The organism is Paraburkholderia atlantica, assembly GCF_009362785.1.
Taxonomy (GTDB): domain Bacteria; phylum Pseudomonadota; class Gammaproteobacteria; order Burkholderiales; family Burkholderiaceae; genus Paraburkholderia; species Paraburkholderia atlantica.
Window position 1 is genome coordinate 31,629 of sequence record NZ_WHNQ01000028.1, and the last position, 15,385, is coordinate 47,013.

At 63.2% G+C, this 15,385-nt stretch carries 10 protein-coding genes; 4 read left to right on the top strand and 6 right to left on the bottom strand.

Features of this window, described 5'->3' with window-relative positions; all coding sequences use genetic code 11:
* Positions 1–115 precede the first annotated feature (115 nt).
* Complete coding sequence (locus tag GCT19_RS30245) at positions 116–1,483, top strand: PQQ-dependent sugar dehydrogenase (protein ID WP_152853996.1); 1,368 nt, start codon at positions 116–118, stop codon at positions 1,481–1,483.
* Between the two features lie 46 nt (positions 1,484–1,529).
* On the opposite strand, the gene GCT19_RS30250 is transcribed toward GCT19_RS30245, so the two are convergent.
* From GCT19_RS30250 to GCT19_RS30275, 6 genes are read right to left on the bottom strand one after another with little or no spacing between them, the layout of a single operon-like run.
* Positions 1,530–2,066, bottom strand: a complete 537-nt coding sequence (locus GCT19_RS30250; RefSeq protein ID WP_013092611.1) for a chromate transporter — start codon at positions 2,064–2,066, stop codon at positions 1,530–1,532.
* Positions 2,067–2,111: 45 nt separating this feature from the next.
* Positions 2,112–2,735, bottom strand: coding sequence for a chromate transporter (locus GCT19_RS30255; protein ID WP_018433309.1), 624 nt, complete (start codon positions 2,733–2,735; stop codon positions 2,112–2,114).
* A 9-nt stretch (positions 2,736–2,744) separates the two neighbouring features.
* Positions 2,745–4,373 (bottom strand): efflux transporter outer membrane subunit, encoded by a 1,629-nt coding sequence (locus GCT19_RS30260; RefSeq protein WP_152853966.1) that lies wholly within the window; start codon positions 4,371–4,373, stop codon positions 2,745–2,747.
* The gene (locus tag GCT19_RS30265) at positions 4,370–7,681 is read right to left on the bottom strand and encodes an efflux RND transporter permease subunit (protein WP_176135287.1); all 3,312 of its coding nucleotides are present in this window, start codon (positions 7,679–7,681) and stop codon (positions 4,370–4,372) included. The genes GCT19_RS30260 and GCT19_RS30265 overlap by 4 nt, the downstream gene beginning before the upstream one ends.
* A complete protein-coding gene (locus GCT19_RS30270) occupies positions 7,678–10,803 on the bottom strand; it encodes an efflux RND transporter permease subunit (RefSeq protein ID WP_152853967.1) in 3,126 nt (1,041 codons plus the stop codon). The genes GCT19_RS30265 and GCT19_RS30270 overlap by 4 nt, the downstream gene beginning before the upstream one ends.
* 15 nt (positions 10,804–10,818) lie before the next feature.
* Positions 10,819–12,090 carry an efflux RND transporter periplasmic adaptor subunit gene (locus GCT19_RS30275; protein ID WP_152853968.1) on the bottom strand — a complete coding sequence of 424 codons (1,272 nt, stop codon included), beginning with the start codon at positions 12,088–12,090 and terminating at the stop codon, positions 10,819–10,821.
* A 442-nt stretch (positions 12,091–12,532) separates the two neighbouring features.
* Between GCT19_RS30275 and GCT19_RS30280 the strand changes: the two genes are divergently transcribed.
* From GCT19_RS30280 to GCT19_RS30290, 3 genes are all read left to right on the top strand, one after another.
* Entirely contained in the window at positions 12,533–13,423 is an 891-nt protein-coding gene (locus GCT19_RS30280) for a 2OG-Fe(II) oxygenase (RefSeq protein WP_152853969.1), read from the top strand.
* A gap of 457 nt (positions 13,424–13,880) precedes the next feature.
* Positions 13,881–14,837 (top strand): M35 family metallo-endopeptidase, encoded by a 957-nt coding sequence (locus GCT19_RS30285; protein ID WP_227749354.1) that lies wholly within the window; start codon positions 13,881–13,883, stop codon positions 14,835–14,837.
* The gene (locus tag GCT19_RS30290; protein WP_035490540.1) at positions 14,834–15,340 is read left to right on the top strand and encodes an OmpA family protein; all 507 of its coding nucleotides are present in this window, start codon (positions 14,834–14,836) and stop codon (positions 15,338–15,340) included. Before GCT19_RS30285 ends, GCT19_RS30290 begins: the two co-directional genes overlap by 4 nt.
* The last annotated feature ends 45 nt before the right edge of the window (positions 15,341–15,385 follow it).

A 15,385-nucleotide genomic window follows, 5' to 3' on the forward strand; every position in this document is an offset into this window, starting at 1 on the left:
GATGCGCTTACAACAGTCACTGGTTGTACGTCCGCCGGTGTCTTCGTATTCAACTCGCGAACTGGAGGACAAGGTGACGCCTCGCATTATTTGGCGGGCAACTCAGACCCGCGTGATGGTCGTACTTGCAGCTCTGCTGGTGGTGCGTTTCTCCGATGCGGCGCACGCCCGCCCTCCGGAGCCCCCCGCTGTACCGGGCTCCGTCGCCGTTGGACAGTCGATCACATGTCAGCCCACTTCCACGCCCCGGCCGCAGCCGATCTTGCCCAAGGGCTTTACGGAGCGGGTTATGTACAGCGGTTGTCTCAATCAGCCAACAGCAATTAGTTTCAACTCAAGCCAGACCCGGGTCTTCGTCGCCGAAAAAGGTGGCAGGATTTGGAATTGTGATTTGTCGACACCTACATGTACGCTCATTGCCGACCTCAGCAGTGAGGTCTGCAACGATGGCGACCGGGGACTTCTCGGACTAGCGGTCGATCCTCTGAACGACGGCAAAATTTACGTGCTTTACACGACGCCTCCGGCTACCGGCGCTTGCAGCGGTAACGTTCTGACTCATGGCCAGCTTTCGCTGTTGACAGCGTCGGGAGCGGGCACGGGCGAAACGAAAATCCTGCCGCCAGCAGGGTCCGGCAATCAGACATGGTGTTTCTTTTACGGGTCTCACAGTATTGGCGGACTCGTCTTCGGATCTGACAACAGAACGCTTTACGTTAGCGCTGGCGACGGCGCGAGCTTCGACCAGGTGGACTACGGACAGTTGGATACCGCGTGCGGTGATCGCACGAATTTGCCGCAGGGCGCATTTCGCAGTCAGGGCGTTTCACCCTATAGCGACGGCGCTATTCTCCGGATAACGAACCCGGGTACGACAACTCAAAGCGTTGCCGTGGTTGCACAAGGGTTGCGCAATCCGTTCCGGTTCGCTCGCCTGCCAGGTACGGACGAGCTGTATATCGGCAATGTGGGATGGAATAGTTGGGAGGCTATCGATCATTTCACTGTCGCCGGCCAGGACTTCGGCTGGCCGTGCTACGAAGGGTGGAGCCCCAGTAATAACTTCGCTGCGGCGCCCGAGCCCGACTATCAAAACACGGGCTACTGCGGAAAGTTCGTGGGCGCCACGGCGCCGTTTTTTGCGTACGCTCACACGAGCTACGTTTCGGTCGATGACAGTCACGGAAAAACTTGCGGCGCGAAGCCGTCCGGCGGAGGACCTGACCAGAACGGCAGTGTCATCTCTGCGATCGGGTTTACCGACGATACGAGCACAACCTATCCTGCCCAATTCAAAAACGCACTGTACTTTGGCGATCTTCTGCGCCAATGCATCTGGACCATGCAACCTCCGAACAATGTGCCTCAGACCTTTGCAAAAGGTCTGCCGGGGGGACCGGTGGATCTGAAGGCAGGCCAGGACGGCGATCTGTTCTACGCGGACCTCGTGACTAGTACGATCAGGCGAATTACACATAAGTAAAAAAATTCTGGTGGAACGCGCCATTACACCGTCCCCACTCCGCGCGCTACAGCAACCCCGCAAAGTGCACCAGCACGAACACGATCGCCCCGCCCGCGATCAGCACCAATGCATTGATACGCGTCCGCATCACGAGCACGGTCGCGATGGCCGCGGTGAGCCATGCAATCCACCCGCCTTCGAGTTCCTTGATCAGCACATAGACCGCCGCGAGAATCAGCCCGGCGGCCACGGGGCGCAGCCCAGCCTGCAACGCATTCAGCCAGCGCGCGCCTTCGTGCCGATTCCAGACGTGCACGACGCCATACATCAGAAACGCGGTCGGCCCGAATAGCGCGACGGTCGCGACGAGCGCGCCGCCGACGCCGCCGACCTGATAGCCAATCAGCGTCGCGAGCAAGGAGCCGGGACCGGGCGCGAGCCGCGCGATCGCGAAGTCGCTGAGAAATTGCGCATGGGTCATCCAGTGATGCACGTCGACGACCTGGCGCTGAACTTCGGGGATGATCCCCTGCCCGCCACCGACGGTGACGATGGACAGCGGCGCGAAAACCGAAAACAGGGCGATAAGAGTTCTGAGCACGGCAGAAGCTGTTTGTGGAGTTGGACTTGCGGCGCTAAAAGCCGATCAGGGCTGGCGCGCCTCGCGCACGTATTCATAGCCAACGCTCAACGCGCCGGCGATGAGTACGGTCCACACCAGCGACACGCGAAACACCGCGGCGGCCGCGAACGTCGCGAGCAGCACCAGATACGGAAACACGCGGCGCGGCAGGCGGCGCGCGGCGGTAATCGCCATCGACAGCGACAACCCGATCGCACCGGCCGCGGCGCCCGCGAGCGCGATATGCGTGAGCGGAAACGACGCGATCGCCGAGAAGAATGCGCCGAGCAGAATGATCACGACGGCCGCCGGAAAAATGATGCCGCAGAATCCCGCGACGGCGCCGCGCCAGCCGAGCAGCCGGTAGCCGATCCAGATCGCCAGATTCTTCACGTTGACGCCGGGCAGCGCCTGCGACAACGCGAGGCCGTTGAGAAATTCGTCTTCGCTCATCCAGTGCCGGTCGTGCACGAACTCGCGCATGAACCAGCCGCTCAGGCCACCGCCGAAACTCGTCAGACCGATGCGCGCGAAGATCAGAAAGAGGCCCAGCGAGGTCACTTCGCGAGGCGGCGGGTGGTGTGGCGCGTCGTCTTCGGGTGTCGATACCGGGTCGCCGACGTGGTGCCCGTGGATGCCTTTGGCCAATGCTCGTCCTTAGTCGTTTTGATCGTGCCGCGCTTGCCGCGCGCCCGGCATGATAGCCGCAGACGTCGCCGGTGACGTAGCCGATGGAACAGACGCAGTCGAAGGCGAGGAAGCCGCAGAGGAAGCCGCAGAAGCAGCCGTCGCCGGATGCCGCGGATCATGCAGATCATCGGTCGACCACCCGCCGCCCAGATCGCCAAACAGCGAGGCCGCATGCAGCAAGCGCGATTCCTGCACGTTCAGCGCGGTCTGCCGCGTGGTCAGCTGCGTCGCTTGCGAAGTCGCGACCGTCGTGTAATCGACGGTGCCCGCCTGATACTCGTTGAACGCGATCTCCACGCCTCGGTCCGCGTCGCGCACCGCCGTTTCGAGCACGACCGCCTGCTCGGCGAGAATGCGCAGGCCGGACAGATCGTCCTCGACGTTCTGGAACGCGCCCAGCACCGTGCCGCGATAGTTGGCGACGGCCGCGTCATAGGCCGCCTTTGCCGCGTCGACGTCGGCGCTGCGCAGGCCGCCGTCGAACAGCGTCTGGGTCGCGCTGCCGCCCAGCGACCACACGTAGTTCGCGACCTTCAGCAGACCGGACAGCGGCGACTGCGTGAAACCGGCTGCGGCCGACAGCGAGATGTCTGGGTAATACGCAGCCACCTCGACGCCGATCGCCGCATTCTGCGCGGCCATCTTGCGCTCGGCGGCGGCGATGTCGGGCCGGCGTTCGAGCAGCGTCGACGGCACGCCGACCGGCACCGACGGCAGCGCCGGCATCGCGGCGCTATGCGTGACCGACAGCTCCTCCGGGTTCTTGCCGACCAGCACCGCGATCGCATGCGCTTGCTGAGCGCGCGCGACGCCGAGCGCGATCAGATCGGACTTCGCGGTATTCAACTGGCTGCGCGCGGTGATCACGTCGCTCGGCGGAATCGTGCCCGCACGATCCTGCTCGGTGACGACGTCGAGAAAATGCTGATACGCGACGACCGTCTGCTGCAGCAGGTCGATGTTCGCGTCGCTGGTGCGCAGCTCGATGATCGCAGTGGCGAGCGCGACCTGCTCGGAGAGCGTCGCGTTCGCGAGCGTCGCTTCGCTCGACTGCGCGCTCGCGGCGTTTTCCTCGACGGTGCGGCGTACCTGGCCCCACAGGTCCGGCGCCCAGCTCACGCTGCCTTCCAGCGAACCCGAATTGACGATGCGCGTCGACGTACCATTGACGAAGCTTCCCGATGCACTGACCGAACCGCTGCCCGCTCGTTCGCGCGTCGCCGAACCGGTCGCGCCGATCGTCGGGAACAACGCCGAGTGCGCGGCGCGCACTTCGGCGAGTGCCTGCTGGTAGTTCGCGTAGTCCGCGCGCACGGTCTGGTTCGACACCGCGACGAGCGGTTCGAGTTCGTCGATCAGCGGATCGTTGAACGCAGTCCACCACGTGCCCTTCGGGCCGGTCGCGTTCGGCTCGGCCTGGGTCCAGCCGGGCAGCTCCGAGTAACTGGCTGGCACGCGAACCTGCGGCCGGTGATAGTCCGGGCCGACCATGCAGCCGGCGTTGAATAGCGCGAGCAGCGCGACGGCGAGCGTCGCGGCGCTGGACAAGCCTGCGCACGGCCCCGTCATTCGTTCAGAAGAAATCTTCATCGTCATGCCTTCGTATCCGGTTGTCCCGGCGTCGCGTCGCGGTTCCAGCGCAGCCCCGCGGACCATCTGACGAGCCGTGCGCGCAGACGGTCGAGATACAGATAAATCACCGGCGTCGTATAGAGCGTGAACATCTGGCTCAGAATCAGCCCGCCCATCACCGTGATACCGAGCGGCTGGCGCAGCGAGCCGCCCTGGCCGATGCCGATCGCAAGCGGCACCGCGCCGAGCACCGCCGCGAACGTCGTCATCATGATCGGCCGCAGACGGATCAGCGCGGCCGCGTGGATCGCGTCGCGCGCGGGCATCTGTTCCTGGCGCTGCAACTGGATCGCGACGTCGACCATCATGATGCCGTTCTTCTTGACGATGCCGATCAGCAGGATGATGCCGATCATCGCGATCACCGAGAACGGCGTGCCGAAGATCAGCAGCGCGAGCGTCGCGCCGATGCCCGCGGACGGCAGCGTCGACAGGATCGTCAGCGGGTGGATCGAGCTTTCGTACAGCACGCCGAGCACGATGTAGACGACGCCGAGCGCCGCGAGAATCAGCAGCGGCACCACGCCCATCGATTGCGAATAGGCCGCCGCCGCGCCCGCGAACGAACCGTGGATGCTCGCGGGCATGCCGATCTCGCGAATCGTCTCGTTGATCGCCGCGCCGGCCTGGCTCAGCGACCCGCCGGCCGGCAGGTTGAACGAGATCGTCGCGGCGACGAGCCCGCTCTGGTGGTTCACCTGCGTCGACGTATGGCTGTTCTTGTACGACGTCAGCACCGAAAGCGGCACCATCGTTTCGGCGGCCGTACTATCGGCGCTGCCGGTCGAGCTGCCGCCCTTGCTGTTGGCGATGCTGTTGTTGGTCGCGTTCGACTGCGCGTCCGAGTTGCGCGAGTTCGTGTTCGACGACGCGCTGGTCGTGGCCGCGCTAGTCGCCGACACCGTGCCGTGCGGCATCTGCGTCGCGGCCGTGCCGGTCGGATTGCCCGCGGACGTGCTCAGGTAAATCTGGCTCAGCGTCTCTGGATACTGCCAGTACTCCGGCGCGACCTCCATCACGACGAAGTACTGGTTCAGCGGGTTGTAGATCGTCGACACGGTGCGCTGGCCGAACGCGTCGTACAGCACATTGTCGATCTGGTTCGGCGCGAAGCCAAAGCGCGCGGCGGTCGCGCGATTGATCGTCAGGTAGGTCTGCAGGCCGTTCTGCTGCAAGTCGGAGTTCACGTCGAGCAGCTGTCCGCGCTCCTTCGACAATGCGGCGACGAGCTTCGGCGTCCACGCGAACAGTGCGGCGGAATCGTCGCTCGTCAGCGTGTACTGATACTCGGCCGCCGATTGCCGCCCGCCGATGCGCAAGTCCTGCTGCGCTTGCAGAAAGAGCCGCGCGCCCGACACTTCGTCGAGCTTCGGACGCAGGCGATTCACGACCTGGGTGGCCGTCGCGTGCCGCTGCGACAGCGGCTTCAACTCGATGAACACGTTCGCGGTATTGAGCGCGCGCCCGCCGGTAAAGCCCGCGACCGACTGCACCGCCGGGTCTCGCTGCACGATCGACTGCAACTGCACGAGCTTCTTCTGCATCGCCGTAAACGAAATGCTCTGGTCGGCGATGATCTGCCCGATCACGATGCCGGTGTCCTGCTCGGGAAAGAAGGTGGCGGGCACCAGCTTCAGCATGAACACGTTGCCGATCAGCAGCGCGAACAGCAGCAGGATCACCAGCAGCGAATGATCGAGCACGGCCGTCAGCGAGCGCGCGTAGGCATCCTTGAAGCGATCGAACTGGCGCTCGACCCACTGCGCCCAGCGCGCTTTCGAATGACCTGCGTTGTCGCGGCTCAGCACGTACGCGCACATCGCGGGGGTGACCGTCAGCGAGATCACCAGCGAGATCAGGATCGCGATCGACAGCGTGATCGCGAACTCATGAAACATCAGTCCGACGATGCCCGGAAACAGGATGATCGGCAGAAACACCGCGATCAGCGACAGGCTCATCGAAATCACCGTGAAGCCGACTTCGCCCGCGCCCTTCACCGCGGCCTCTTTCGGACTCAAGCCCAGCTCCATGTGCCGCACGACGTTTTCGAGCACGACGACCGCGTCGTCGACGACGAAGCCGGTGCCGATGGTCAGCGCCATCAGCGACAGGTTGTCGATGCTATAGCCGAGCAGATACATCGGCCCGAAGGTACCGACGATCGACAGCGGCAACGCGACCGCCGGAACCAGCGTCGCGCGCGGCGACTGCAGGAAGATGAACACGACGCCGACCACCAGCAGCACCGCGATGAACAGCGTGCGCTCGGTATCGCTGACCGACGACGTGACCGACTGCGAGCGATCGATCGCGACGTCCACGTGCACGCTGCTCGGCAACGTCGCTTCGATCGCCGGCAGCACGTTGCGTATCTGCGCCACGGTGCTGACCACGTTGCTGCCCGGCATCGGATAGACGATCACCAGAATCGCCGACTTGCCGTTGAAGAGCCCCGCATTACGGATGTTTTCGTTCGAGTCGCGCACCTGCGCGACATCGCGCAACTTGACCGGCGCGCCGTCTCGATACGCGACCACCAGATCGCGATACGGCGCCGCGTGCGTGATCTGATCGTTCGAGGTGACCACATAGCGCTGATCACCGACGTCGATATGCCCTTTCGCGCTGTCGGCATTGGCCGCGCTGATCGCCGCGCGCACGTCTTCCATGCCGATGCCGTAGCTATTGAGCTTGCCCGGCTGCAACTCGACGCGCACGCTCGGCAACGCGCCGCCGCCGAGCGTGATCTGGCCGACGCCCTGCACCTGCGACAGCTGCTGCTGGATCACCGAATCGGCGGAGTCGTAGAGCTGCGCCTTGGTCAGCGTGTCCGAGGTCAGCGACAGCACCATGATCGGCGCGTCGGCCGGGTTGTACTGGCGGTAGCTCGGATTGCTGCGCAGCGTGGTGGGCAGATCGGCGCGGGCGGCCTGGATCGCCGCCTCGACGTCGCGCGCGGCGCCGTTGATGTCGCGCTTCAGACCGAACTCGACGATGATCATCGACGAGCCGACGTAGCTGATCGAGGTCAGCTCCTCGACATCGGCGATCGTCCCGAGCCGGCGCTCCAACGGCTCGGCCACCGTCGACGCCATGACGTTCGGGCTCGCGCCGGCCATATTGGCCTGCACGACGATCACCGGAAACGCGATGTTCGGCAGCGGCGCGACCGGCATACGGAAATAGGCGAGCGTGCCGGAGATCAGGATCGCGATCGCGAGCAGCGTCGTCGCGACCGGCCGCCGGATGAAGATCGCCGGGATGTTCACCGCGTGCCCTCCGCGCCGCCTGCGTTGCGCTTAGCGCGCTCGGCGCGCCAGCGGTTCACGCGCGTCGCCATGCGGTCGAAGAACAGATAGATCACCGGCGTCGTGAACAGCGTCAGCACCTGGCTCAGCGTCAGACCGCCGATGATCGCGAGGCCGAGCGGGCGGCGCAGTTCCGACCCGGTGCCGGTGCCGAGCAGCATCGGCAGCGCGCCGAGCATCGCCGCGAGCGTGGTCATCAGGATCGGCCGGAAACGCAGCAGCGACGCCTCGAAGATCGCCTCGCGCGGCGCCTTGCCGTGATTGCGTTCGGCGTCGAGCGCGAAGTCGACCATCATGATCGCGTTCTTCTTGACGATGCCGATCAGCAGCACGATACCGATGATGCCGATCACGTCGAGATCCATCCCCGCGAGCATCAGCGACAGCAATGCGCCGATGCCCGCCGACGGCAGCGTCGACAGGATCGTGACCGGATGGATGAAGCTCTCGTACAGCACACCGAGCACGATATACACGGCGACGAGCGCGGCGATCAGCAGATAGACTTCGCTCGACAGCGAATCCTCGAACGCCGCGGTCGCGCCTTGCAGCGACGACGTGATCGACGGCGGCAGGTCGATCGCCTGCTCGGCCTCGCGAATATCCTTGACCGCGGTGCTCAGCGACGCGCCCTTGGCGAGATTGAACGAGATCGTCACCGACGGGAACTGCGCAAGGTGACTGATCACGAGGGGGGCCTTCCTGATCTCGATCTTCGCGATGCCGGACAGCGGCACCTGACCCGTGCTGCTGGTCTGGCTCGGCAGATACAGATTGCCGATCGATTGCACGGTCGGCATCGACTCCGGCTTCGCGACCAGAATCACGCGGTACTGGCTCGACTGCTCGAAGATCGTCGACACGATGCGCTGGCCGAGCGCGTCGTACAGCGCGTTGTCGATCGTCGCGGGCGTGATGCCGAAGCGCGCGGCCAATTGCCGGTTCACTTCGACGTTCACGCTGAGGCCGTCGGTGTTGAGATCGCTCTGTACGTCGGACAATGACGGAATCTGCTTCAGACGCGCGACGAGTTCCGGCACGTACTTCTGGAACGCCTGCTGACTCGGTCCGCGCAACACGAAGCTGTACTGGTTCGGCGACACGGTCGTGTCGAGCGTCAGGTCCTGTTCGGGCTGCATGAAAAGCTTCACGCCCGGCACATGCGCGACTTCCTGCGCGAGCCGGCGGGCGATTTCCTGCGCGGTGTCGGATCGCTTGTCGCGGTCGCGCAGATTGATCAGGAAGCGGCCGTTGTTCAGCGTCGCGTTGGTACCGTCGATGCCCACGTACGACGTCAGCGACACCACGTCGGGGTCCTTCAGAACCGCATCGGCGAGCGCGCTCTGCCGCTTCACCATCGCTGCGTACGACACCGAGTTGTCGGCCACGCTGATGCCCTGGATCACGCCGACGTCCTGCACCGGAAACAGGCCCTTTGGAATCACCACATACAGGATGCCGGTCAGCACGACGGTGGCGACCGCGACCATCAACGTCAGCGTCTGATGGTCGAGCACCCAGCGCAGGCCACGCTCGTAGGCGGCCAGCGTCTTGTCGAACAGGCGCTCGCTGATGCGCTCGAAGCGGCTCGGATGCCGCTCGGCCTGCGCGCGCAGCATCCGCGCGCACAGCATCGGCACCACGGTCAGCGACACGACCGCCGAAATCACGATCGTGACCGCGAGCGTCACCGCGAACTCGCTGAACAGGCGCCCGATCACGCCGCCCATGAACAGCAGCGGAATCAGCACCGCGATCAGCGAAATGGTCAGCGACAGGATCGTGAAGCCGATCTGCCCCGCGCCTTCGAGCGCGGCTTCGAGCGGCGACATGCCCTCTTCCAGATAGCGCACGATGTTCTCGATCATCACGATCGAGTCGTCGACCACGAAGCCGGTCGCGATGATCAACGCCATCAGCGACAGGTTGTCGATCGAGTAGTTGAGCTGGTACATCACCGCGAGCGTGCCGATCAGCGAGACCGGCACCGAGATACTCGGTATCACGGTGGCGGGCACGTTGCGCAGGAACACGAAGATCACCGCGACGACCAGCACGATCGCGAGGATCAGCTCGAACGCGGCATCCGCGACCGACGCGCGGATCACACCCGTGCTGTCCGACACCACCGTCACTTTCATGCCGGCCGGCAGCGTCGATTCGAGCTGCGGCAGCACCTTCATGATCTGGTTGACCGTCTGGATCACGTTCGCGCCCGGCTGGCGCTGCACGTTCAGCACGATCGCGGGCGAGCCGTTGTACCACGCGCCGCGCTCGACGTCCTGCGCGGCCTGGCTCACGCGCGCGACGTCGCGCATGTAGACCGGCGAGCCGTTCTGATAGGCGATCACCGTGTCCAGATAGTCCTTCGGATCGGTGATCTGGTCGTTGCCGTTGATCGTGTAGTCGAGATCGGGGCCGTCGAAATTGCCCTTCGGCTGGCTCACATTCACGTAGCTGAGCAGCGTGCGCAGATCGTCGATATTGAGGCCGTAGGCGGCGAGCTTGTGCGGGTCGGCCTCGACGCGGATCGCGGGCACGTTGCCGCCGCTCGTCGTCACGACGCCGACGCCCGACACTTCCGAAATCTTCGTGCCGAGGCGGTTGTTGGCGACGTCTTCGAGCTGCGTCAGCGACATCGACTTCGACGTGACCGCGAGCGTCAGAATGGGCTGGTCGGCGGGATTGACCTTCGCGTAGGTCGGCGGCGCCGGCAGGCCAGATGGCAAGTAGCTGTTCGCCGCGTTGATCGCCTGCTGCACGTTCTGCTCGGCGATGTCGAGGTTCAGCGACAGATCGAACTGCAGCGTGATCACCGACGCGCCGTCCGAGCTGTACGAGGTCATCTGCTGCAGGCCCGGAATTTCGCCGAGCTGCACTTCGAGCGGCGCGGTGACGGTGGTCGCCATCACCGTCGGGCTCGCACCCGGATAGAAGGTCTGCACCTGAATCGTCGGATAGTCGACGTTTGGCAACGACGACACCGGCAGCACGCGCATCGCGATCAGACCGATGAGCACGAGCGCGATCATCAACAGCAGCGTCGCGACCGGGCGAAGAATGAACAGGCGGGAGATGTTCATCGGCGCGGCGGTCCGTTACGACGAAGCGGCTTCTGACGCGGCCGGCGCAGGCGCGGCCGGCGCGCTCGACGCCGGCGCTGCTTCTGACGCCGCCGCGGGCGCCTTCGGGTCGGCGGCGGCCGCGCCGCTTGCCGCGGCGGCGGACTTCGGATGCGCCGGCTGGATTTTCGCGCCGTCGTTCAGACGATCCGTGCCGTCCGTCACGACCTGGTTGCCGGCCGCGAGACCCGACTCGATCACCGTATTCCTGCCGTCGCTTGGGCCCAGCTTGACCTTGTGCACGGACACCGTGCTATCCGGATTGACCAGATAGACGAAGTCGCCCGGCGCGCCGGACTGCACCGCGGCGGTCGGCACGAGCACCGCATTCTGCATCGTGTCGACGAGCAGCTTCACGTTGACGAACTCGTTGGGGAACAGCGCTTCGTCGTCGTTCGCGAAGGTCGCGCGCAACGTCACGGTGCCGGTCGCGGTCGCCATCTGGTTGCTGACCGCGTACAGCGTGCCGGTCGCGATCTCGCGCGAGTTGTCGCTCGAATACGCGGTGACCGGCAGCTTCGCGCCGGTGGACAGACGCTGCACGATCGACGCGAGCGAATCCTGCGGCACCGTGAACTGCACCGTGGTCGGCTTCACGGTCGTGATGACGACGATGCCGGTCGTCGACGACGCGGTCACGTAGTTGCCCGGATCGACGAGCCGCAAGCCGACCTTGCCCGCGATCGGCGCGGTGATGCGGCAATACGCGAGGTCGAGATCGAATTGGGCGATGTTGGCGAGATCGACCTTCACCGCCGCTTCGTCCTGCTGCACGAGGAACTGCTGATCCGCGTAGGTCTGCTGCGCGATCGACTTGCGCTCGTTCAGCTGCGTATAGCGCTCGAGATCGGCGCGCGCCTGCGCGAGCGACGCGCGGTCTTTCGCGAGCGTCGCCTGCGCCTGCTGCTTGCTGATCTGATACTGGCGCGGATCGATCTGCGCGAGGAACTGGCCTTTTTGCACCTCCTGGCCTTCGTGATAGCCGACCTCGGTCAGATAGCCGCTCAGCTGCGGCAGCACGGTCACGGTCGCGATCGGAATGACGGTGCCGAGCTCGCTCAGCGTGACCGGCATCGAACCGAGCGTCGCCTGCGCGACGGTGACGACGATTGCCGCGTTCTCGCGCGCCGGCTTCTTGCGCGTCAGCAGATGAACCACGACGAGCGCTACCAGCACGAGCAGGACAACCGCGAAGATGATGAGTCCGCGTCGGGAGCGCTTTGGCGGCGGGGACACGGTATCGCTCATGTTGATCTCCGGGAACACGGATATTGGTGTCGAGATTCGGCTGGAAGCTCGTCCTCTGACGGGACTGCGCAAAAGTGACACGGTTCGCGCGCGTTGTCATCAGTCGAAGCCCTCGGGTCCTGTTGTTATGAAGACGTAAGGAAGCGGGACGCGACTTCGATGTGGGGCATGCGTGAATGTAGCCGGCTTGCGTCGGGCTTGAGTTACAGGGGTGCAACATGTTGGCGGGTGGAAGGATCGGGGTGTCGATCAGGCGGCGCGTGGCCGGCGGACATTCGCATGGGCCGAGTTCTGAGCTCGCCGGGACATCGCAACATGCGGTAACAGACGACAGCCAAATGAAAACCGGACCGTCCGCCCAGAATCGTCACATTCGTCCGATATGATCGCCAGCCAGCGTTGCGCGCGCCGCGACTGTCACGCCCCCCCACACCTCGCCCCGATGTCCATCACTGTCCATTTCCCCGCCGAAGTCCGCGACTGGATCGCCGCCAACCTTTCGCGCGGTGTCGCGCCGCAAGCGATCGTCAACGAACTGGTGAGCCGCAACAACGCGACCGAACTCGCCGCGGCGATGGTCGAGGCGGTCGCGTCGGCGTTCGTGCACGGCATGGCGCTGCCCGGCGACAAGCTCGAAGTCGGCGGCGCGCCGCTCAGCTACCAGCCGGAGCCGCTGCGCGTGCCCGACGGTCCGCTGATCCAGCTCGGCGAGCGCAAGGTGCGCGTGCTGTCGCGGCTGCAACGGCCGGCCGCCGTGCACCTTGCCAACTTCCTGAGTGCCGATGAATGCGAGCAGCTGATCGCACTGGCACAGCCGCGGCTCGACCGCTCGGCCGTCGTCGATCCGGTGACCGGCCGCGACGTGATCGCCACTCATCGCAGCAGTCACGGGATGTTTTTCCGTTTGGGCGAGACGCCGTTGATCGCGCGCATCGAGGCACGCATCGCGGAACTGACGGCAACGCCGGTCGAGAACGGCGAGGGCCTGCAGATGTTGCACTATGAGGAAGGCGCCGAGTCGACGCCGCACGTCGACTATCTGATGACGGGCAACGCAGCGAATCGCGAGTCAATCGCGCGCAGCGGCCAGCGCATGGGCACTCTGCTGATGTATCTGAAAGACGTGGAAGGCGGCGGTGAGACGGTGTTTCCGCAGCTCGGGTGGTCGATCGTGCCGCAGCGTGGGCATGCGCTCTACTTCGAATACGGCAATCGCTACGGAATGTGCGATCCGAGCTCGCTGCACGCGAGCACGCCGCTGCGGTCAGGGGACAAGTGGGTGGCGACCAAATGGATTCGCACGCGGCGGTTTGTGGTGCGAAAGCAGGGGTGATGGGGCGGACCGGCGAGGTCCGTAGCAACGGTGATTGTGCTCGAAGAACTCTGTTATTGCCTTCTGCACGTCAGCATATTAGTCCAAGTTTTCGTCCGCCCCCCGGTGGGTCAGAGACCAATCGGCGCTGACAAACGGAAAACTCGCAGACATGCACGCTTCGTGGACAAAAGCACTAGCCGGCGTCGATCACTTTCGGGAAAAGCGGCTCGATGTCGCCATTTTGTTGAATGGTGATATTGGAAAATGCATCTGAAATTGAGATAGGCACAGCAAACGTGAAATATGTCAAAACGGCTTTATCTCGATTTAAAGTCGTTGACCGTCTCGCATTTTTCATTGTTAATTCGTAGCTTGTGTTCAATCTGAACATACCGCGGACGGCAACCGCTGGTGCTCTTATGTGTGCTCAATGGTCTAATGGGCTGAAAGCCTGAATTGACCGATGGAGGGTCCAATGTACGAAAGGATGCGCTCCGCAGAGGCGATCATTTCAGAAATGGAGGCTCGCTTTTCGGATATGTTCGAGGGATCAGATAACCGGGACCGGCGGGCCCGTTCGATGAACGGTTCACCATTAGGGATAACGACGGCGCCCCTGTACCGGATGTTCGATACCGGATTGTCGCCGAAGGCCAGGAAATCTGTACCGGCAAGACGAACGCAGCGGGGCAGACTTCTCGCGTTACAACACAGGGTTTCAAGTTTCTCACGATTGAAGTGGAGCGCTAGCATAGTGAAGGACAGCACCGAATGGGTAACTCTCGATGACACCGCATTTACAAACACGATTCCCGGTTCAAATAGGGACGTCACCATTAACACCGTCCCGATCTGCTCCAACATGACCAACAAGGAGTTCCGCAGACAGGCAATGCGGGCACGGGATATTGGCGTCGAGTTGATCAAAAAGCGCATTGCGGGCCTTGCCCGTTGGGACACGAGAGAGCAGGACCGGGTGACGACCTTCTTTGCAAGTGCGGATGTACATGCAAAGAAGGTACTTTGCGAAGGGCTTCCGAGATTGCTTGCAGCGATGCAGGAACTCGAGCCGGAAAAAATTGTGCGCTGGGACAGTGAAATAAACAGGTACCTGTCGTGTGCGATCACACCAGATTCAGGCGTCAATCACGCAGCAGTCTGCAAACCAGACTCGGAAAAGCGGGTTATCGCTATTTACTCGAAGTTTTGTGGAAGTCCGTTTGCCCAGTTGTGGGGAATATGCAAGGTCAAGACGATAATCCACGAATGTACTCACTTTACAGACACTTTTGATTCGCAAGACCACATGTATCTCGACAGCGAAGCCGGGGCGATGATCTTCGCGAGAAATAAGCCTCACCAGGCAATTAGCAACGCAGACAGCATCGCTGGCTACATAGCAACATTCGATGGAGTAAATATCGCACCGTGAGTAGACATCCGATATTGCGCGGCGGCTGTCTCGCGGCATTGCTTGCCGTTTGGTTTTGCTTGGGACGCCCGGTTAATGCTTGTACTATCGGCGAGGTAGCGGCCATTGAGTTGCCATTCAACACGGTAGAGCTTTCAATGGAAAATCGGCGCGCAATCGCAGAGGCCGTGGAAGAGGCAAACAAGTGGCCTGACGTGCAGATTCAGGCGATCGTGATGGCCGGTGCATATATTGGCGAGCACGATCTTGATGTTTTGCAAGAGCGCCGCGGCGAAAACGTTCAAGCGTATTTGAGGAAGCTCGGCATCAGAAGTGAGAATATCTATATCGTGCCGAAAACTCTTACGGATGGGTTCGTGGTGAAGCGGGCTGACGGTGAACTCGCTGTCCGCCAGGTCGAAGTTGAGTTGCATCCGATCTGTAAGGATAGCTGCGCATGGATGTGTGATGATCCAAGGGTGACACCGCGCACCAAAGTTATCAACCCGTCAGCACACGACTAGGGGCCCCGCTTCGGCGCGGCCTTTCCTGCGAAAAGGCCGGAGGGT